A 19,728-nucleotide genomic window follows, 5' to 3' on the forward strand; every position below is an offset into this window, starting at 1 on the left:
AGCGACAACGAGTGGGGGAGAAGAAGACATCACGCAGAAAATACCTGGTTCTGTCGAGCGGCCGCGAATTGATCAGCCGAGTGTGGGACACGTGTCACCGGATCTCCGGCCACGCGTCGTACGCTCGGTTGATGAATGAGGAACCGCTGGTCAGCGTCGTACGAGGAAGCCTAGACGATCATGAGTTGGCGGCGCTTGCCGCCATCCTGGCATCTCGATCCACTTCGGTCAATTACCCCACGCCGCCCCAAGCCGTCTCAGACTGGTCCCGTTCCGCGCGTCCCACCGCCGAACCGCGCAACTGGCGCACCTCCGCCCTCCCCCGCTGACCGTCATCCACAGGGGCAGAAAAGCCGGGCACAAGTTCGCTAACCTCCGAAGTTCGTTCGTCGATGTCGATGGGAGGTTCGCCGATGCGGTACGACGACCCTGTGCCCAAGAGCACGGTCGCCGACTGGGACTTCAGTTCCATCGAAGGGATTGAAGCCGACATCGCCGCGATGGAGGATTTCGCGGCCGGCCTGAAAGCGAACCTCCAGCAGAACTACGCGCCACACTCGGACGCGGTCGCCGAGGCGATGTTCACACCTGTGCCCTCCGGCGACCCGTTCTACGAGCTGCACCTCTTCATGTACACACATCAGCAGGTCCAGGACGCCACCCAGCGCAACGTCGACCTGTTCTTCGACGACACCCACCAACTCGCCGTCGCAGCCGAGGACATCAGCGCGAAGTACCGCGATTCCGACGCCTTCTCCCGGGCCACCGTGGCTGATATCGAGGCCGAGTTCCGGACGCCCCCACCGGGCACACCGCGGGGCGGAGACACACTCAAGCCGCTCGGGGAGGCGTGATGGGCGAGCTCAACGACAGTGGAGGTGCTCTCGCCGGCAACGGCAGGTGGCAGAGCACAGACGTGCCCCACATGTGGAGCATGCTGAGCGGCCACGATCACGCTCCGCACCAGGTGGCACTCGACGGGTGGCGGCACGCCTACGAATTGGTCCTGGCTCACCGGACGCAGATCGAGGCGTACAAGGACAAGCTGATCCAGGCGTGGCCACCGGAACGCAGCTCGGCGTCCCGGGCGTACGTCGGACGCCTCGACAACCTGATCACCAACCTCACGAACACGTACGAGGCGGCGATCGCCAATTACACGACGTACTCCTCGGCCATTAACGCGGTCAGCGCGGCCAAAGCGGAGATGAAGTACATCCAGGAGGAGTACGCGAAGAACGCGGTGCTGATCGCGCAGTTCAAGGAAGCAAGCGCGAACCAGGTCGTGGGGCTCGGGGAGGCGGGCATGATCGCGCCCCAAGCCCCAACCAACCCGGTTCCCGACGGACACCAGGAGGCGCTCCAGAGACGCGCCGCCGAAATCATGACGAAGGTTAGCGCCGAACTCTCCACCGCCAAGTTTTCGCTCGTGACACCTGAGCCTTTTGTATTGCCCGTCGCTAAGGTCGCCGACAATACAAAAATCCTTGGTGGAGGCGGAGGAGCTTCATCCTCTTCTTCGATTTCAGTATCGCCGTCGGGGCGAACAAGCCGAGCGACTCGACCTACAGAATCGTTGATCCGCGAGCCCGTCGATACGAGCGTCACCGGTCCAAGCAGCGGTAACACCGGGAAGTCAGAAACGCCGGGTTCATCATCTGATGGACCGGTCCTAGGCGGAGTCAAGACAGATCCTACCGGACCAGTGACGACGCTCCCTACTAATACGACCCCAGTTACTACCACTCCGAACACCAACACATCCGGCCCTTACACGTATACACCGGGCGTCACACCGCCGAGCACTCTGCCTCGAGGTGGAACCGGCCCCTTCTCGCCCACAAATAATCGCGGCCTGGGCCCTACCGCCGGGTCAGGCCCCGGCCCCATCGGCACACGCGGGGGCACAGGCCCTCACTCAGGAATCATCGGTGCGGTACCTCCCGGCGGCACCGCTGCTTCCGGCCGAGGTGGAATGCCTATCGGCGCGATGCCAGTTGGTCAACCGCCCTCCGCCGGACGCGCGGGCCAACCCGGGACGTCGAGCCGCACTGGACAAAGAATCAATCCTGTCGGCGGCATGATCGGGCAAGATGGAATAGCTCGGCCCGGACAACGTCAAACCCGTCGGACTGGAGAGGAAGAGCAAAGCCGAAGCTGGGATCCGGATAACCCCTGGGAGACCGACGCCGGCGTCGACCCGGTGCTGCTTCCCCCGCCAGAGCGGCACATCGACCCCGGGCCCACAATCGGCGGTCGATAAGTGAAGCGCATGAGCAGAGCGGCAGTTGTTGTTGTTGCGGCCGCAGCCTTCTACCCCGCGACACCAGCACATGCCGATCAAATACGGAATTCTCAATGGCATCTCCAATTCCTCAACATAAATAAAGCTCACAGCCTATCCCGAGGGGCTGGAATCAGCGTTGCAGTGATCGACTCTGGCGTTTCTCCCCACATCGACCTACAGCGGAACCTCAGCAAAGGCACCGACACGGTTCCCGGGGGCGACGGCAGCGGGCAGGTCGATAAGGACGGCCACGGGACCATGATGGCCGGGCTGATAGCTGGACACGGCCACAACTCCAGCGACGGCGTCATCGGGATAGCCCCAGAAGCTAAGATAATTCCAGTTCGAGCCCTCGATAACCGAGATAGCGGCGACGGTCTGATAGCTGGAATAAAGTCGGCATCCCAGTCCGGCGCAAGAGTGATTAACATATCGGCGACGACAGTCAGATCTAGGGCCTTGAGTGATGCAATTTCCGAAGCCTCCTCCGCCGACAGCGTCATCGTCGCGGGCTCCGGGAATGCATCAACAAGCGGACGTTTTGGTTATCCCGCAGCGCTGCCGGAGGTCCTCGCCGTAGGCGCGATAGGCCGAGATGGCATACACGCCAAGTTCTCGATGACTGGGCTAGAGATCGATATCTGCGCGCCCGGTGTGGATATCGTCACAACTCACCTCAGGAATCGATATTCCAGCAGCGAAGGGACGTCTGACGCGACGGCGATTGTTTCGGGGGCGGCGGCGTTGGTTCGGGCGAAGTTTCCGGAGCTGTCGGCGCAGGAAGTCATTCACAGGTTGACGGCGACGGCTACGGACATCGGGCCGGCGGGCAAGGACGACCAGTGCGGCTACGGAGTGCTGAACATCGTCAAGGCTCTGACGGCTGACGTACCGCCGCTGAACGCGCCTGCGGGAACGTCCTCCATTCAGCCGACCGCCTCGTCGGTGACCGCTGCGCCTGCTGCCACCGGACCGGCGGGAGCCGCGCCGGCGACCGAACCGGCCAGTTCCAACCTGCCGATCGTCATGGCCGGGGTGGGCGCCGGGATCGTTGCCGCCGGAGCGCTCGTCGCGCTTCTCGTCGCCCGACGGCGGCGGTCAGGTTCGTAAGGGTCACTCTCCGGTGGCCATGGCCACCGGAAGCGGGGGCGGAACCGTGGGCGGTCATTCGCTAACCTCTCAGAGGTCATTCGCTGGGGATCGATGGGAGGACGCCGAATGCCCCAAGCATGGGACGCCAGTGGGACATGGCTCGGCAACGTCGACTACACCGACTTCGGTGCCATCGAGGCGGACATCGCCGCCATGGAGGAGTTCGCCGCTCAGCTCAAGGCGGACATCGAGAACAACTTCGCGCCGTACGCGGAGACCGTGAGCCAGACGATGGTCGAGCGGCTGCCCGAGACGACGTTCTACGACCTGCACCTGTTCCTGTACTCGCACGATCAGGCGCAGATTGCCACCCAGATGAACGTGGCCAGCTACACCGACGGCACGTACCAGTTCGCCAGCGCTGCCAGTGGGATCAGCCAGCAGTACCGCGACTCCGACGCGTTCTCCCACGCCCGGGTCGCCGATGTCGAAGCTGCCTTCAAGAACCCTCAGCATCTCGAGTCCAGCGTGGAAACCGTGACCGGAACCGGCGAGACCGTCGCCGAGGTTCCCGGTTCTGGAGGTTCCTGATGGTTGATTACACCGGTGGCGGCGTCCCGGCGACGGACTGGCGGAGCATGCCGATCGAGATGATCTGGCCGCTCCTGAAGAGCCATGACAGCGGGCCGCACCGCACCATGGGTGACGCCTGGCAGAAGTCGTCCGAGCTTCTGGCAAACCACATAAGCCAGGTCAAGGCTTACCGCGACAAGCTGAGCGAGGCCTGGCCGCCGGAGCGGAGCCGCGCCGCGGCGGCCTACCTGGATCGTCTCGAGCTTCTGATCGCCAGCCTGCAAGAGACCCAGCTCGCGTCCGCCACGAACGGGCGTGCTTTGACGGGTGGCATCGACGCCGTCGACGAGGCCAAGGTGGAGCTGGCCGGACTGGAGCAGCAGTACCGGGAGATCAAGGCACAGACCGACGCGTACGAGAAAGCCGCCTCAGCGCCGATTCTCGCCACGACGGATCCTCTGCCGGTGCGGCCGGTGGAGGCGTACGCCCGCTTGAATGCGCTGGACAAGCAGGCTCGGGCCACGGTGCAGTCGCTCTCCGCCGAGCTTGCCGCGGCCCAGAGCACGTTCGTCGCACCGAAGCCGTACAACCCGAACCTCAAGATCGACAGTGTCGAGGACATGGGTGGTTCGGGTGGCGCCGGGGCCGGCATGCCGCCGATGGTGCCGCCGTTCTCTCCGCGTTCGGTAACGCCGAGCAAGCCATCGCCGAGGGACACCGTCGCCACTCCGGTTCAGGAGAAGCCTTCGACGGGCCCGGTGACGAAGCCGGATCTGCCGGACTCCCACGCCCCGTCGAATCCGTCGGTGGACGGCCCGATTCTCGGCGGTACGAAGACGGTGCCGGCGCCGTCTCCCGGTCTGCCTCCCGTCACGACGACACCGGGCCTGCCGCCGACGAACACGCCTGCTTTCCACCCGACGGGCCCCTACACGGTGACGCCCAGCGGCCCGTCGACGTCGCCGATCTCGCGTTCGTCCGGTCCGAGCGGTTCGGCTCCGCACTCGTTCCAGCCGACGTCGGGGAGCCGCGGCACGTCCGTTCCGCACAGTGGGGTGCTGGGTGGTTCGCCGTCGGCCATGACCGGCGCGGCTCCTTCGGGTGGCCGGGGGGTCCCGGGCACCTCGACTCGTGGCGGGCAGCGCGTTAATCCGGTCGGCGGCGTGATCGGCGGCGTGGGAACCGGAACGGGCACCGGTGGGGGGCCGGGCATGGGCGCCTCACCCGGGCGGCGTTCACCCGCCCGCGGCGAGGAGGAGTCGCATCGCCTGCAGTGGGATCCGGACAATCCGTGGGAGACGTCGGAAGGCATGGACCCGGTTCTGCTTCCCCCTTCGGTGCAGCGCATCGATCCCGGACCGACCATCGGCGGGCGATGAATGGGCGGGGCAGCGAGGTCGGCGAGCTTTCTCGCGGCGTGTGTCGTGACCATGGCCCTGTGCCCGGCCGCGCCGGCGTTCGCCGACGACACCAGGAGAGCGCAATGGCATCTGCCGTTCCTGAAGGTGGAGCAGGCGCACCGGATCACCACGGGCGCCGGCGTCACCGTTGCGGTGGTCGACAGCGGTGTCTTTCCGCACCGTGACCTGACGGGGAATGTCAGGAAGGGCGCTGACATGGGCCCCGATGGTGACGGGACGGGTCAGGTGGACACGGACGGACACGGCACCCGGATGGCCGGCATCATCGCCGGGCGGGGACATGGTTCCGGCCAGGGCGTTCTAGGGATCGCCCCCGGCGCGAAGATCCTCCCGATCAAGGACAGCGCCCGCCGGGACAACGGACGGAGCATCGCCGACGGGGTGGCGTGGGCGACGAAGGCCCGCGCCGATGTGATCAACCTGTCGGTCGTCGTGCCCGATTCCAGGATCATCAGGGACACTGTCCAGGCCGCGATCGACGCCGACATCGTCGTGGTCGCGGGTGCGGGGAACACCACCAAGAATCTGAAGCTCGGCTATCCGGCGGCGCTTCCGGGCGTCCTGGCCGTCGGGGCGACGGACCAGCAGGGGAAGCGTCACGGCATTTCGGTGACCGGTCCGGAGATGGGGATCTGTGCGCCCGGCGCCGAGATCATCACGACGGGCATCAACAACAAGTACCAGCGCGCCACCGGCACGTCCGATGCCGCGGCGATTGTCTCGGGGGCGGCGGCGCTGGTGCGGGCGAAGTTCCCGAACCTGTCGGCGCCGGAGGTCGTGCACCGGCTGACGGCGACGGCGGACGACTACGGGACGCCGGGCAAGGACGAGGAGTGCGGGTACGGCGTACTCAACATCGTCAAGGCTTTGACCGCCGACGTCCCGCCGCTGCCTGTCTCGGCCGCTCCGGAGGTGTCGTCGGCGAAACCGGCCGAGTCCGCGGTGCAGCTCACGGAGTCGGCCCGGGCCGTGCCCACGCCGAAGTCGTCCGGGTCCGGTCTTCTCCTGTTCGGCGGGATCGGCGCCGCTGTCGTCGCGGCCGGTGCGGTGGTGGCCCTGGTGCTGACCCGCAGGCGGCGGGCCAACGGCTGAGCCGAAACCGGAATCAGGGCGGAAACACGCTGCTTGGTGACGGTTTTGTATGGGTCGGGCTTGTAGGCTCGTTTTCCGTGCAGACCGACATCGCATACCGCCTGATCCTCGCCTCGGCCAGCCCTGCCCGGCGGGCGCTGCTCACCGGGGCCGGGATCGATGCCGAGGTCATCGTCAGTGGCGTGGACGAGAGTGTCGTCGATGCCGACGACGCCTACACGACGAGTCTGGCGCTGGCGCGGATGAAGGCGCGGACGGTCGCGGCGAATCTGCCGGCCGATCCGGCGGCGCTGGTGCTGGGTTGTGACTCGGTGCTGGCTTTCGAGGGTGAGGTGTTCGGCAAGCCGGCCGACGCGGGGCAGGCGGTGCGCCGCTGGATGGCGATGCGCGGCAAGTCGGGGGTGCTGCACACCGGGCACCATCTGACCGGCCTGGTGAGCGGGTTGCAGGCGGAGGCGGTCGGCACGACGACGGTGCATTTCGCTGATGTGACCGACGCGGAGATCGAGGCGTACGTCGAGTCCGGTGAGCCGTTGCAGGTGGCGGGCGCGTTCACGCTGGACGGCCGGGGTGGCGCGTTCGTGGAGCGGATCGAGGGCGACCCGGGCAATGTGATCGGGTTGTCGCTGCCGCTGCTGCGGCGCCTGCTCGCCGACATGGGCATCCCGATCACGAGTCTCTGGCGCAGCTGAATTCCACCGGAGCCGACGCGGGCGACGTGCGAAAATTGACGAATCTGGACTAACATATCGATTGACGGTCAGGCACGGTCCGCGTGGTGGGAACGATCCACAACCGTGCTGTCTCAGCGGTCCGGATCCACCTGAGGAACCGTTAGGCTCTGCAGTTGTGCGGAAGATTCTGATCGCCAATCGTGGCGAGATCGCCGTCCGGGTTATCCGGGCCTGCAAGGACGCCGGCCTCACCAGCGTCGCCGTCTACGCCGACAGTGACCGGGACGCGCCACACGCGCGCCTGGCCGACGATGCTTACGCGCTGGACGGCGAGACGGCCGCGGACACCTATCTCCGCATCGACAAGCTGCTGGAGATCGCGGCCCGGTCCGGGGCGGACGCGGTGCACCCGGGCTACGGTTTCCTCTCGGAGAACGCCGAGTTCGCGCAGGCCGTACAGGATGCGAATCTGATCTGGATCGGGCCGACGCCGCAAGCCATCCGCGATCTCGGTGACAAGGTCACCGCGCGGCACATCGCGCAGCGTGCCGGGGCCCCGCTGGTGCCGGGCACCGCCGAGCCGGTCGCGGACGCGGCCGAGATCGTCGCGTTCGCCGAGCAGCACGGCCTGCCGGTGGCGATCAAGGCGGCGTTCGGTGGTGGCGGCCGGGGGCTGAAGGTGGCCCGCACGGTGGAGGAGATCCCGGCGCTGTTCGAGAGCGCGACCCGGGAGGCGGTGGCCGCGTTCGGGCGGGGCGAGTGTTTCGTCGAGCGCTACCTGGACCGGCCCCGGCACGTGGAGGCGCAGGTCCTGGCGGACACGCACGGCACCGTGGTGGTCGTCGGCACCCGGGACTGCTCGTTGCAGCGCCGCCATCAGAAGCTGGTGGAGGAGGCGCCGGCGCCGTTCCTGAGCGACGAGCAGCGGGCGAAGATCCACGAGAGCGCGAAGGCGATCTGCCGGGAAGCCGGCTATCACGGTGCCGGCACGGTGGAATACCTGGTCGGCCAGGACGGGACGATCTCGTTCCTGGAGGTGAACACGCGCCTGCAGGTGGAGCACCCGGTCAGTGAGGAGACGGCCGGGGTGGATCTGGTGCGGGAGCAGTTCCGGATCGCCGCGGGCGAGCCGCTGCCGTTCACCGAGGATCCGGCGCCGCGTGGCCACTCGATCGAGTTCCGGATCAACGGGGAGGACGCGGGCCGCGGCTTCCTGCCGGCGCCGGGCACGGTCACCGCGCTGACCTGGCCGTCCGGGCCGGGGGTGCGGGTCGACTCCGGGGTCGAGCAGGGCAGTGTGATCGGCGGTAACTTCGACTCGATGCTGGCGAAGGTCATCGTGACCGGGGCGACCCGCGCGGAGGCGCTGGAGCGGGCCCGCCGGGTGCTGGACGAGACGGTGATCGAGGGCATCGCCACGGTGCTGCCGTTCCACCGGGCGGTGATCCGCGACGAGGCGTTCACCGGCGAGCCGTTCACCGTGCACACCCGCTGGATCGAGACCGAGTGGAACAACGAGGTCCCGCCGTTCACCGCGCCCGCCGCGCCGGAGGCCGACGCCTCCGAACGGGAGTCCGTCGTGGTCGAGGTGGGCGGGCGGCGCATCGAGGTGCGGCTTCCCAAGACCCTTTTCTCCGGTACGGTCCAAGCCGCCCCCAAACGCGCCGCGTCCCGCCCGCGCAGCGCCCAGGGCCGGACGGCAGCCGTGTCCGGTGGCGGGCTGACCGCGCCGATGCAGGGCACGATCGTGAAGGTCGCCGTGCAGAACGGTGACGTGGTCGCCGAGGGCGACACCATCGTGGTGATCGAGGCGATGAAGATGGAGCAGCCGTTGCAGGCGCACAAGGCCGGCACGGTCGCGGGCCTGTCCGTCGAGCCGGGCGCCGCCGTCACGGCCGGCACGGTGCTCTGCACCATCGACTGACCGCTCCCCCACCGAAGCCCGGGTGCCTGCCGCACTCGGGCTTCGTGCTGTGCACACGACGACAGACCCGTCACATCCGGCCGGGTGACGCGTTCAAGGAGCGGGCCGCCGATACGGGACCTACCGACGGCCCGCGGCCGCGCGCCGCTGCACAGCGCGGGCGAGTCAACCGTACGCCCGGCCCCGGCGGCCCCCGCAAACCGGGCGCGCCGGACGGACCCGGCCCGTAGCGTGTCCCGCATCACCGCAGATCCGCGCCCGGCCGGGCGCATGCTCGAAACACAGCGCTCTCTCAGCCGGTCCCGCGCAGAATGCTGTGAGTCCCGATGCCCACGAGGTGGCCCGCACCGATGATCGACATGTTGACCATGGTGGCAACGCCGGCCTGGGCGTACCTTGCCCTTTTCGCGTTCCTCGCGGTCGACGCCCTGGTGCCGGTGGTGCCCACCCAGGCCATCATGATCACGTCGGGCGCCCTGACCGTCTACGGCGACCTCGACCTGGTCGCGGTGATCGCGGTCGGTGCGGTCGGCATGTTCACCGGTGACGCGATCGCCTTCGTGCTGGGCCGGTCGACCGGGGCCCGGCTGAGTTCGCTGCGGGCCCGGTTCGCGCCGCGCGGCGAGGAGACCGAGTCCCGCACCCGCCGGGCGGCCGAACGCTTCACCCGGGGCCTGCGCCGCCCGGGCCCGCTGGTGATGGTGCTGTGCCGGTTCGTTCCCGGCGGCCGGATGGCCGCCGGATACAACGCGGGCCGCACCGGCTATCCGATCCGGTCGTTCGTCGGTTACGACGGGGCGGCCGCGCTGACCTGGGCGGCCTACGGCGGACTGGTCGGGCACCTCGGGGGCACCGCGATCACCCAGTCCGCCTGGCGGCTGTTCGCCGCCGCCGCGATCGCCGCCGTCGTGTTCGGCACGGCCGGCTGGGTGCTGGCCGTGTTCGGCGGGCGGGACAAGGAACCCGTCACTGCACCTCGTGCTGCATCAGCTGACGTGCCGCCTCCGCGATCGACCCGGAGAGCGAGGGGTAGATCGTGATGGTGTGCGCCAGCTGATCGACCGTCAGGTTGTTCTCGATCGCCATGGTGATCGGCAGGATCAGCTCGCTCGCCTTCGGCGCCACCACGACGCCGCCGACGATCTGGCCGGTCGCCGGGCGGCAGAACAGTTTCACGAACCCGTCCTGCAGGCCGGCCATCTTGGCGCGGGCGTTGCCGGTCAGCGGCAGCATCACCTGACGGGCCGGGAACCGGCCGGAGTCGACCTCGTTCTGCGAGACGCCGACGGTGGCCAGCTCCGGGTCGGTGAACACGTTCGCCGAGACGGTCCGCAGCCGCAGCGGGGCGACCGCCTCACCCATCGCGTGCCAGATCGCGATCCGGCCCTGCATGGCGGCGACGCTGGCCAGCGGCAGCACGCCGGTGCAGTCGCCGGCGGCGTAGATGCCGGGCACGTTGGTCCGCGACACCCGGTCCACGGTCACGTAGCCGCCGTCGGAGACGTCGACCCCGTACTCCCGCAGTCCCAGATCGGCGGTGTTCGGGATCGCCCCGACCGCCATCAGCGCGTGCGACGCCTCGACCGTGCGCCCGTCGGAGAGGGTGACCCGTACCCCATCCCCGGTGTTGACCACCGAGTCACCGCGGGACTGGCTGAGGATCGTCATGCCCCGTTCCCGGAACACCCGCTCGATCGCCATCGCCGCGTCGGCGTCCTCGTGCGGCATGACCCGCTCCCGGCTGGAGATGAGCGTCACCTTCACGCCCATCGCGAGGTAGGCGCTGGCGAACTCGGCGCCGGTCACACCCGACCCGATCACCACCAGGTGGCTGGGCAGCTCCTCCAGGTCCCACACCTGCCGCCAGTCGAGGATCCGCTCCCCGTCCGGCCGCGCCGACGACAGCACCCGCGGGGTGGCGCCGGTGGCCAGCAGCACGGTGGTGGCCTCCACCGGGTACGTCTCGCCGCCCTCGGGGGTGATCAGCACCTGGTGGGTGTGGCCGAGCCGGTCCTCGCCGAGCCGGGCCCGGCCGCGGACCACGTCCACCCCGGCCTTGATCAGCTTGGTCTGGATGTCACCGGACTGGGCCAGGGCGAGTTTCTTGACCCGCTCGTTGACCGCCTTCGCGTCGACGCTGACCCCGTCCAGCCCCGCCGACCGGATGCCGAACCGCTCGTTGCGCCGGTAACCGGTCATCACCTCGGAACTAGCGATGAACGTCTTGGACGGAACGCAGTCGGTGAGCACGCACGCGCCACCGGGTCCGTCCGCCTCCACGAGGGTGACCTCCGCGCCCAGCTGGGCAGCGACAAGAGCCGCCTCGTAGCCTCCCGGCCCCCCACCGATGATCACGATCCGACTCACGATTTATGACCTCCAAAAGCGGCAACTGTGCCGACACGCGTCTCTCATATTCTCACCGACCGACTATGCGACTAGTGTCGTCGCCGTGCGTCACTACGCCGCGTATGGCTCGAACCTGGATCCCGCCCGCATGCGGGCCTACTGTCCGCACTCGCCGATGGTCGGCGTGGGGTGGATCGAAGGCTGGCGCCTCACCTTCGCCGGTGAGGGAGAAATGGGCTGGGAGGGGGCGGTTTCGACGGTTGTCGAGTCGCCCGGCGACCGTGTCTTCGTCTCCCTCTACGACGTCCACCCCTGGGACGCCGCGCAGCTCGACGAGGTCGAGGGGGTGACCGCCGGGACCTACCAGAAGCTCACCGTGCGTGTATCGACACTTGACGGTGACGTACCCGCCTGGGTCTACGTCTTCGCCGGTTACGAGGGTGGCCTGCCGACCGCGTGGTACCTCTCGGAGATCGCGAACGCGGCCGAGAAGGCCGGCGCGCCCGACGATTACGTCGCCGATCTGCGCAGCCGGCCCACCGGCACGTCGACCCCCGAGGTCTAACCGCTGGCGTGTTGAGTTCGGCCGTCCCTGACGCCCGGAATCAACACGCCTTCTGGTAGACGTTGCCGCGGTAGAGCGCGGTCATGCCGACCTTGAAGTACAGGCTCGCGGCGTCGGTCGGGTTCGCCAGGTCGACGCCGAGCCCTGCCGTCGGGCGCCCGTTGGCGGCATAGGTCGCGAAGGCCCGGCGCAGAAGCGCTTCACCCACACCCCGCTTGCGGTACGGGCGGAGCACCGCGAGGTACTTCACATAGCCCTCGTCGGTCTCCCCGCTGCCGTCGGACGACTGCAGGGCGCCGGCGATCTCCCCGTCCACCTCGGCGACCAGCCACTCGTCGGCGGAGATCGAGGACTCGCCGTCGAGCTGGGCGCGCCATCCCTCGTACCCCATCGCGGGGTGATCGGAGTCCCGGAAAGCCGACTCGATCACCGCGTGGAAGGCGCGCACCTCGGCCTCGTCGTCGAAGCGCAGCGGCCGGACGGTCACCCCGGCCGGCGGCTCCGGCGCGACCGGCGAGACACCGTCGAGCGGCATCTGCATCCGGGCGAACTGCTTGAGGAAGGTGAACCCCGCCTCGGCCAGCGCCTCGATCAGGTCGTCCTCACCCGGGAGCGCCCCGGCCCGGACGTGGTAGACGTCGTGGCCGAACTCGGCGCCCCGCTCGGCGATCCGGGCCATCAACAGCTCCAGCAGCGGCCGCAGGGCGGGCAGTCCGAGCTTCGGCCAGAAGAAGACGTTGGCCATGTCACGCGGGCCGCGGGTGGCGTTGTACGGGTACGCCCAGGCCACGATCCGCCCGGTCTCGTCGAGCGCCAGCCAGGAGTCCCGGGACAGGTCGGTGTTCGGCGCGGTGAGCTCCTCGCGCACCTCGCCGCTGGTGAAGTCGGGCTTGCCCACCGCGGCGATGTCGCTGGCGTGCACCACCTCGAGGATCGCCGGTACGTCGTCGAGAGTGGGCCGGCGCGTCGTCCATCCGGCGGGCAGTTCCGTCATGTGGGAATCCGACCACGCTCCCGTCGCGCCGCTCAACCGAGTTTCGCCGCGGGCCCCGGTCGCCTACGATCGGCCGCATGCAGCCGCGCCGTGAGCGAATGATGCGCCCCTTCCCGGGGCTCCTCGCCGTGCGCTGATCCAGACCACGACCAGGCCTCGTCTCCGCGGGGCCTGGCTTTGCCGTCTTCTCCCGCCGGACTCGGGCCGTCAGGAGAGAGACGATGAACACCTTCTACGTGACGACCGCCATTCCGTACGTCAACGCCGCCCCGCACCTCGGGCACGCGCTGGAACTCGTCCAGGCCGACGTGCTGGCCCGGCACGCCCGGCTCCGTGGCCGCCCGGTGCGCTTCCTCACCGGCACCGACGACAACGCGCTCAAGAACGTCACCGCGGCCCGCGCCGCCGGGGTGGACGTACGTGCCTTCGTGGACCGCAACGCCCACCGTTTCGCCGCCCTCCGCGAACCCCTCGACCTGTCGTTCGACGACTTCATCCGGACCAGCGCCGACGCCCGGCACCCGGGCGGGGTGGACCGGCTGTGGCGCGAGTGCGCCGCCGCCGGTGACTTCTACCGGCATTCCTACCAGGGGCGCTACTGTCCCGGCTGCGAACAGTTCCTGTCAGCGGGCGACCTGTGCCCCGAACACCGCGTGCCGCCGGAGACAGTGGTCGAGGAGAACTGGTTCTTCCGGCTGTCCCGCTACACCGAACAGATCCGCGAGATCCTCGAGTCGGGCCGGGTCCGGATCGAGCCGCCGGCCCGGCGCAACGAGGTGCTCGCCCTGGTCCGCGGCGGCCTGACCGACTTCAGCGTCTCCCGCCCGGCGGCCCGGGCCGGTGGCTGGGGCATCCCGGTGCCCGGCGACCCCGGCCAGGTGATCTACGTCTGGTGGGACGCGCTCGCCAACTACGTCACCGCCCTCGGGTACGGCGCCGGCGCCCCCGACTACCAGCGCTGGTGGGCGTCACCGGGCGAACGCACCCACGTGATCGGCAAGGGCATCGTCCGCTTCCACGCCGTCTACTGGCTGGCGCTGCTGCTCTCGGCCGGCCTGCCGCTGCCCACCGCCGTCCTGGTGCACGACTACCTGTCGGTGGACGGCGCGAAGATCTCCAAGAGCGCCGGCAACGCCGTCGACCCGGCCGGGCTGGCCGCACGGTACGGCGTGGACGCGGTCCGCTGGTGGCTGCTGCGCGAGGTCGCCCCGCTCGGCGACACCGACTTCACCGTCGACCGGCTCGCCCGCCGTGCCGACGCCGACCTGGCCAACGGACTCGGCAACCTGGTCAACCGCACCCTGACGCTGGTCTGGAAGCACCGGGACGGCCACGTGCCGGAGACCGTCCCGTCCGGCCGCCTCGGCGAGCTGTGCGCGGCCCTGCCCGGCCGGATCGATGCGGCGCTGCACCGGTTCGATCTCCGGGCCGCGACCGGCGCGCTGTGGTCCGTGGTCGACGAGGGCAACCGGTACGTGGAATCCGAGCGCCCCTGGGAACCCGCCGCCGCCGACCGCCGGGATGCGGTGCTGGGCGCCCTGATCGCGGCCTGCCGCCTGGTCGCGACCGAACTGCGGCCGTTCCTGCCGTCCGGCGCCGCCCGCCTGCACGACCGCCTGCTCACCGGCGACCGGGTCGCCCGCCCCGAGCCCGTCTTCCCTCGCCTCGCCGCCCGGTGAAACCCCGGCTGGTTCTCAGGGCTGTCTCGAGCGCCCGGAGACAGCCCTGAGAACCAGCCGGACATGACCCACCCACCGGAACAGACGCGGGACCGGCCCGGCGGCGGGATGCTCAGAGAGCCAGGCGGTGGCCCAGGGACTCGAGCAGGCCGGTGAACTCGACCCGTTCCGCCTGGTCCAGGGCCGCATAGGCCTGCCCGGCCAGCGCGTCGGCCACCGCCTCGGCCCACAGCAGGCGGCGGATCAGCGGGCCGGCCGACGGGTACGGCGCCTGCCACCCCAGAGCCACGGCGTCGGTCTCGCCCTCCGGCCCGGCGATGATCGCTTCGAGCGGGGTGAGACCGGCCGCCCGGACGGCGATCACGTGCACCCCGAGCCGGTGTTCGTGCAGCAGGTGCAGCAGGACCGCGGCGCGGGCCCCGGGCTCGCCGCTCGGCACCGGCATGGCCCGCCAAGCGGCGAACAGCGGCAGCCCGGCGGCGTCCACCCGGTCGACGATCCGCCGGGCGAGGTCGAGCAGCCGGGTCAGCCGGGGAAACCCGCCCAGGTTCTCGTCGCCCCAGTTGCACAGCTCGCCCAGGTGCCAGGCGGCGACCTCGGCGGGGGCCGACGACTTGACTGCCGCCTCCCAGCCGTCGGTGACGGCCTCCGGCGCGATGAAGGCCAGCGCCGCCGCCACGGTCTCCGGCCGCACGTCGCCGAGCGCTCCGGCACGGGCGGAGACGTGGTAGGCCCAGCCGGAGAGCCCGAGCAGCCTGGCCCCCTGGAGGGTCCGCGGCGACTCGGAGAACGCTCGATGGATGACGGCGAGTCCGGCGCGAGCGTTGGCGGCAGCCTGTTCCGGGGTCACCCGCCCGATTCTGCTCCCCCTGACCGTCTAAAGAAAATCTCCCGGACAGTCCGAAGAAAACGCTTTCGCGATCTTGGTGTTTCTCGGCTTCCGGTCTACACCTTGCTCCGGTACGGGCCACGCAACGTCCCGTGCCTCGCGCCGGCCACGGCAGGCGTCCCCTCACGACAGTCCCGCGGGTGCGGCTCATGCATGCCCGTCGCGGTCACCCGCGGCTGGTTGTCAGGGCTGTCTCAGCGCGGCTGAGACAGCCCGGACAACCAGCCGGGCAAACCCTCAGCGCAGGTCGTCGAGAGCGGCCTGCGCGTCGCCGACCCGGCGGCGGGCCGCGGCGGCCTCGCGTTCTGCCGTCCGGCGGGCCTGTTTGCGGCGGGCCACGTCGGCGACCGCTTCGGTGCGGCGTCGTTCCAGTTCGGCGAGTTCCGCCTCCAGGTCGTCGACCAGGTGCTCGGCGTCCCGTTCGGCGTTCTCGGCGCGCTGCAGCTGATCCTCGGCGCGGCGCTCGGCCGCCTCGGCCGCCTTCATCTCCCGGTCCAGTTCCCGACGACGGCGTTCGAGCTGATGTTCCCGCCGCCGCTGCTCGGCCTCGATCTCCTCCCGGCGTCGCTGCTCAGCCGCGGCATCTTCCCGCGCGGATGGAGGTGACGAATCCGGCGGGGCCGGTGACACCGGCGCGGAGGCCGACGGGGACAGGGCCGGATCGTCGTCGGTGACCAGGCGCAACCGAGGGCGGGGGACCTCGCCGAAGCCCGCGTACGTCGCCGCCCGGATCAGCCGCCCGGTCCGCACCTGCGCCGCGATCTCCGGTTCCGCCAGCGCCGCCGTGAACGTCGCCTCCACCTCGTCGAGCGGCAGTTTCGCCCGGGCCGCGCCGGCCGATACCGCGAGTCGCCGGGCCGCGTCGACCAGCGAGGTGACGAACCGCCGCCGCTGCAGGGACAGCTCCCGCAGTTCGTCGCCGCGCAGGTCCCGCTGGGCGGCCCGCAGCGCGGTGGACAGCTCGGCCAGCTCGTCGATGAGTTCGGGGCGCCGTGACGCCAGCAGGTTGACCACCCAGGCGGCCACCGTCGGTTTCTTCAGCGCGGCGAGCCGTTTGGCGGTCTCCCGGTCGCCGGCTTTCCGGGCCTCGTCCACGGCGGCGGCCCGGGCGGCGACGAATCCGTCCGGCGGCGCCTCGTACAGCTGCCGGGTGATGTCGTCGGTGGCCGGCACGTCAGTCCAGCACGCTGCCGGGCGCCACCTGCTGGAAGCGGGTGTCCGAGAAGTTCGCCAGGTGTGCGCCGTAGATGGCCGCGCCCCGCTCGTTGATCAGCCCGTCGTGCAGCGCGAAGGCCCGTTCGGGCCGGACCCCGCGGACGAACGCGAGGGAGTCGGCGATGGTCGCCCAGGGCGCGTTCATCGGTACGAACAGCGTCTGCACGGCGGTGTCCGGGGCCACGAACGAGTCGCCGGGGTGGTACAGGTTGGTGCTCCCGTCGTCGATCAGGAAGCCCAGGTTCGCGAAGACCGGCACGTACGGGTGAATGATCGCGTGCTGCCCGCCGTACGCCCGCACCCGGTATCCGGCCGCCTCGAACTCCTGCCCGGCCTCGACAGCGGTGGTCGCCGGCGCCACGTCGCCGAGCAGTTTCAGCACCGCGTCGTGGGCGTAGATGCGCAGTTCCGGCCGCCGGGCGACGGCCGCCGTCACCGCCGCGACGTCCACGTGGTCGGGGTGTTCATGGGTGATGAGCACGGCGTCCGCCCCGTCCAATGCGGACGCTTCGGAGAATTCGCCGGGATCGACGACGAGCACTCCCGTGCCTTCGATCCGCAGGCAGGAATGCGTGAACTTCGTGACGCGCACGGGACCCCTCCGCTACTGAACTGTGACCGCCCACCAAGCAGTCTGCCGGAACCGGGAAGTGCGTGCCGCACGTCCCACGGTCAGTGAAGACGCGAGATCGGAGCTGCCATGAATAAACGGGGAATCGTCGTCGCACTGCTGGCGGGCCTGCTGGTCGCCGGGTGCGGGGCCGACAACAAGGACAGCGCCGGATCGTCGGCGGCCCAGCCGGCGGCCGGCCGGGCGGAGGGTGGGGCCGCGGCGCCGGCCGCGCCACCGCAGGGCGAGCAGGCCGGCAAGGACACCGCCGCCCAGGCGCCGGACCTTCGGGTGGATCAGCGTTCGATCATCTACACCGGTTCGATCACCGTGCGGGTCGACGACGTGACCACAGCCGCGGCCCAGGTCACCGGCATCGCGTCCGGGGCCAGCGGGTTCATCGGCGGCGACGAGCGGCACAGCGGCACCGGCTCCGCGACCGCGAACATCACGTTGCGCATCCCGGCCGACAAGTTCACCTCGGTGGTGGACCAGATCGGCAAGCTGGGCAAGGAGGAGAGCCGGGGCCTGAACACCGAGGACGTCACCGAGCAGGTGGTCGACCTGGACGCCCGGATCTCGGTGCAGAAGGCCCGGGTGGACAGCGGCAAGCGCCTGCTCGCCGAGGCGAAGAGCCTGGACGACCTGGTGATGCTGGAGCGTGAGGTGGCCAGCCGGGAGTCCGATCTGGCCTCGCTGGAGGCCAAGAAGCGCCGCCTGGCCGACCTGACGTCGCTGTCCACGATCACGGTGGTGCTGCTCGACCCGGAGGCGACCGCGAAGGACGCCGGCGACGACCCGCCGGGCTTCCTGGCCGGCCTGTCCGGCGGCTGGGACGCGCTGGTCGCCTCGCTGGGCGTGCTGCTGACGGTGCTCGGCGCGCTGCTGCCGTGGGTCGTCGCGATCGGTGTGCCGGTCTGGGCGATCATCCACACGCTGCGGCGTTACCGCCGCCGGAACAGCCCCGCCCTGGTGGCTCCGCAGCCGCCGGCGCCGGGCAACTGACCGGGGTACGGGGATGGGAACGGCGCCGTGCCCATCCCCGTACGCCTCAGAAAGCTCCGGTGGAGAGCGCGGCGAGCGCGGTGTGGGCCATCACCCGCACGCCGTGCCCGATGCAGCTCTCGTCCACGTCGAAGTCGCCCTGGTGCAGGTCGTGCCGCTGGTCCGAGCCGGGGGTGCCGGTGCCGAGCCGGATCATCGCGCCGGGCGCGTGCTCCAGGTAGAACGAGAAGTCCTCGCCGCCCATGCTGAGCTCGGCCTCGACCACCCGGTCCGGGCCGAGCGCGGCCCCGGCCGCGCCCGCGATGACCGCCGACGCCATCCGGTCGTTGATCACCGGCGGGACGCCGCGGATGTAGTTGACGTCGACCTCGGCGCCGGTCGGCGCGACCACCTCGTGGATCAGCCTGGTGATCAGCTCGGGGGCCTCCCGCCAGGCCTCCCGGCTCAGCACCCGGACGGTGCCGCGCAGGTCGCCCGCGCCGGGGATGGCGTTGAACGCCTGTCCGGCGTGCACCGCGCCCCAGACCAGGGAGAGCCCGGCCCGCGGGTCGAGCCGGCGGCTGAGCAGGCTCGGCACGTCCACGATGATCCGGCCGAGCGCGTGCACCAGGTCGGCGGTGAGGTGCGGCCGGGCGGTGTGCCCGCCGGGACCGGAGAGTTTCACCTCGACCGCGTCGGCGGCCGCGGTGAACGGCCCGGAGCGCACCCCGACCAGCCCGGACGGCAGTTGCGGGTAGCAGTGCAGGGCGTAGATGGCGTCGACGTCCTTGAGGCCGCCGGCGGCGATCACCTCGGGCGCGCCGGACGGCATCGCCTCCTCGGCGGGCTGGAAGAGCAGCCGGATCCGGCCGGGCAGCAGGCCCTGCTCGTCGAGCTGGGCGAGGGCCATGCCGAGGCCGAGCATGATCGTGGTGTGCACGTCGTGGCCGCAGGCGTGCGCCTGGCCGTCGACGGTGCTGCGGTACGCCACGTCCTTGAGGTCCTGCAGCGGCAGCGAGTCGATGTCGGCCCGGAACGCGATGGTCCGGTCGCCGGAGCCGATGTCGCAGATGACGCCGTTGCCGCGCGGCATCATCCGCGGGCTGAGACCGGCGACGGCCAGCTCACGGGAGATGAGCGCGGCCGTCTCGAACTCGGAGTGCGACGGCTCCGGGTGAGCGTGGAGGTGCCGGCGGATGGCTACCAGCTCGGCGCCCCTCTTGGCGAGCCAGCGGTCCAGCCGGCCGGGGAGCGGGTCGGTGCCGGGCAGTTGCCCGGGCCACGACGTCTCGGCGCCCTCCGGCGCCTCCAGAGCAGTAGTCACGTCGGCTTCCGTATCACTCTCGAATTTCGTCGGATTACGCAACGGCCGACAGCTTA

19 protein-coding genes are annotated in these 19,728 nt (G+C 70.0%); 12 read left to right on the top strand and 7 right to left on the bottom strand.

Translation table 11 applies throughout. The features are described from left to right. Window positions 1-131: 131 nt before the first annotated feature. Together ACZ3II_RS02175 and ACZ3II_RS02180 are read left to right on the top strand one after the other, a co-directional pair. The gene (locus ACZ3II_RS02175; protein ID WP_465516582.1) at window positions 132-329 is read left to right on the top strand and encodes an acyl-CoA carboxylase epsilon subunit; all 198 of its coding nucleotides are present in this window, start codon (window positions 132-134) and stop codon (window positions 327-329) included. Between the two features lie 84 nt (window positions 330-413). Beyond that, window positions 414-854 carry a hypothetical protein gene (locus tag ACZ3II_RS02180; RefSeq protein WP_465515784.1) on the top strand — a complete coding sequence of 147 codons (441 nt, stop codon included), beginning with the start codon at window positions 414-416 and terminating at the stop codon, window positions 852-854. 301 nt (window positions 855-1,155) lie between these two features. Here the strand turns inward: ACZ3II_RS02180 and ACZ3II_RS02185 are convergent, their stop codons facing one another. Continuing rightward, window positions 1,156-1,308: a hypothetical protein gene (locus ACZ3II_RS02185; protein ID WP_465515785.1), complete on the bottom strand. Its 153-nt coding sequence runs from the start codon at window positions 1,306-1,308 to the stop codon at window positions 1,156-1,158. 964 nt (window positions 1,309-2,272) lie between these two features. Between ACZ3II_RS02185 and mycP the strand changes: the two genes are divergently transcribed. The 7 genes from mycP to ACZ3II_RS02220 all read left to right on the top strand — a co-directional run bounded on the left by mycP (window position 2,273) and on the right by ACZ3II_RS02220 (window position 10,103). Next, window positions 2,273-3,397 carry a type VII secretion-associated serine protease mycosin gene (gene mycP / locus ACZ3II_RS02190; protein ID WP_465515786.1) on the top strand — a complete coding sequence of 375 codons (1,125 nt, stop codon included), beginning with the start codon at window positions 2,273-2,275 and terminating at the stop codon, window positions 3,395-3,397. Between the two features lie 108 nt (window positions 3,398-3,505). Then, window positions 3,506-3,970 (top strand): hypothetical protein, encoded by a 465-nt coding sequence (locus tag ACZ3II_RS02195; protein ID WP_465515787.1) that lies wholly within the window; start codon window positions 3,506-3,508, stop codon window positions 3,968-3,970. Window positions 3,971-4,017: 47 nt separating this feature from the next. Then, on the top strand, window positions 4,018-5,331 hold the full coding sequence (locus tag ACZ3II_RS02200) for a coiled-coil domain-containing protein (RefSeq protein WP_465515788.1): 1,314 nt from the start codon (window positions 4,018-4,020) through the stop codon (window positions 5,329-5,331). 51 nt (window positions 5,332-5,382) lie between these two features. Further along, window positions 5,383-6,465 (top strand): S8 family serine peptidase, encoded by a 1,083-nt coding sequence (locus tag ACZ3II_RS02205; RefSeq protein ID WP_465516583.1) that lies wholly within the window; start codon window positions 5,383-5,385, stop codon window positions 6,463-6,465. A 77-nt stretch (window positions 6,466-6,542) separates the two neighbouring features. Then, window positions 6,543-7,157, top strand: coding sequence for a Maf family protein (locus ACZ3II_RS02210; RefSeq protein ID WP_465515789.1), 615 nt, complete (start codon window positions 6,543-6,545; stop codon window positions 7,155-7,157). A gap of 157 nt (window positions 7,158-7,314) precedes the next feature. Next, on the top strand, window positions 7,315-9,063 hold the full coding sequence (locus ACZ3II_RS02215) for an acetyl/propionyl/methylcrotonyl-CoA carboxylase subunit alpha (protein WP_465515790.1): 1,749 nt from the start codon (window positions 7,315-7,317) through the stop codon (window positions 9,061-9,063). Between the two features lie 350 nt (window positions 9,064-9,413). After that, window positions 9,414-10,103, top strand: coding sequence for a DedA family protein (locus tag ACZ3II_RS02220; protein ID WP_465515791.1), 690 nt, complete (start codon window positions 9,414-9,416; stop codon window positions 10,101-10,103). Here ACZ3II_RS02220 and ACZ3II_RS02225 read toward each other — a convergent pair. Continuing rightward, entirely contained in the window at window positions 10,030-11,430 is a 1,401-nt protein-coding gene (locus ACZ3II_RS02225) for an NAD(P)H-quinone dehydrogenase (protein WP_465515792.1), read from the bottom strand. The two genes, ACZ3II_RS02220 and ACZ3II_RS02225, sit on opposite strands and share 74 nt — an antisense overlap. A gap of 85 nt (window positions 11,431-11,515) precedes the next feature. On the opposite strand from ACZ3II_RS02225, the gene ACZ3II_RS02230 reads away from it, so the two are divergent. Next, the gene (locus ACZ3II_RS02230; protein ID WP_465515793.1) at window positions 11,516-11,977 is read left to right on the top strand and encodes a gamma-glutamylcyclotransferase; all 462 of its coding nucleotides are present in this window, start codon (window positions 11,516-11,518) and stop codon (window positions 11,975-11,977) included. A 40-nt stretch (window positions 11,978-12,017) separates the two neighbouring features. Here ACZ3II_RS02230 and ACZ3II_RS02235 read toward each other — a convergent pair whose 3' ends face one another. Beyond that, a complete protein-coding gene (locus tag ACZ3II_RS02235) occupies window positions 12,018-12,971 on the bottom strand; it encodes a GNAT family N-acetyltransferase (protein WP_465515794.1) in 954 nt (317 codons plus the stop codon). A 221-nt stretch (window positions 12,972-13,192) separates the two neighbouring features. Between ACZ3II_RS02235 and ACZ3II_RS02240 the strand changes: the two genes are divergently transcribed. Continuing rightward, the gene (locus ACZ3II_RS02240) at window positions 13,193-14,650 is read left to right on the top strand and encodes a methionine--tRNA ligase (protein ID WP_465515795.1); all 1,458 of its coding nucleotides are present in this window, start codon (window positions 13,193-13,195) and stop codon (window positions 14,648-14,650) included. 112 nt (window positions 14,651-14,762) lie between these two features. Here ACZ3II_RS02240 and ACZ3II_RS02245 read toward each other — a convergent pair whose 3' ends face one another. The 3 genes from ACZ3II_RS02245 to ACZ3II_RS02255 form a co-directional block, all read right to left on the bottom strand. After that, window positions 14,763-15,500: an SCO6745 family protein gene (locus tag ACZ3II_RS02245; RefSeq protein ID WP_465515796.1), complete on the bottom strand. Its 738-nt coding sequence runs from the start codon at window positions 15,498-15,500 to the stop codon at window positions 14,763-14,765. A 276-nt stretch (window positions 15,501-15,776) separates the two neighbouring features. Then, on the bottom strand, window positions 15,777-16,712 hold the full coding sequence (locus tag ACZ3II_RS02250; protein ID WP_465515797.1) for a hypothetical protein: 936 nt from the start codon (window positions 16,710-16,712) through the stop codon (window positions 15,777-15,779). 1 nt (window position 16,713) lies between these two features. Next, window positions 16,714-17,346 carry an MBL fold metallo-hydrolase gene (locus tag ACZ3II_RS02255; protein ID WP_465515798.1) on the bottom strand — a complete coding sequence of 211 codons (633 nt, stop codon included), beginning with the start codon at window positions 17,344-17,346 and terminating at the stop codon, window positions 16,714-16,716. A 108-nt stretch (window positions 17,347-17,454) separates the two neighbouring features. On the opposite strand from ACZ3II_RS02255, the gene ACZ3II_RS02260 reads away from it, so the two are divergent. Continuing rightward, window positions 17,455-18,369 (top strand): DUF4349 domain-containing protein, encoded by a 915-nt coding sequence (locus ACZ3II_RS02260; protein ID WP_465515799.1) that lies wholly within the window; start codon window positions 17,455-17,457, stop codon window positions 18,367-18,369. Window positions 18,370-18,415: 46 nt separating this feature from the next. On the opposite strand, the gene ACZ3II_RS02265 is transcribed toward ACZ3II_RS02260, so the two are convergent. After that, window positions 18,416-19,672, bottom strand: coding sequence for an amidohydrolase (locus tag ACZ3II_RS02265; protein WP_465515800.1), 1,257 nt, complete (start codon window positions 19,670-19,672; stop codon window positions 18,416-18,418). Between the last annotated feature and the right edge of the window lie 56 nt (window positions 19,673-19,728).

The organism is Actinoplanes sp. NPDC019969 (assembly GCF_055562375.1).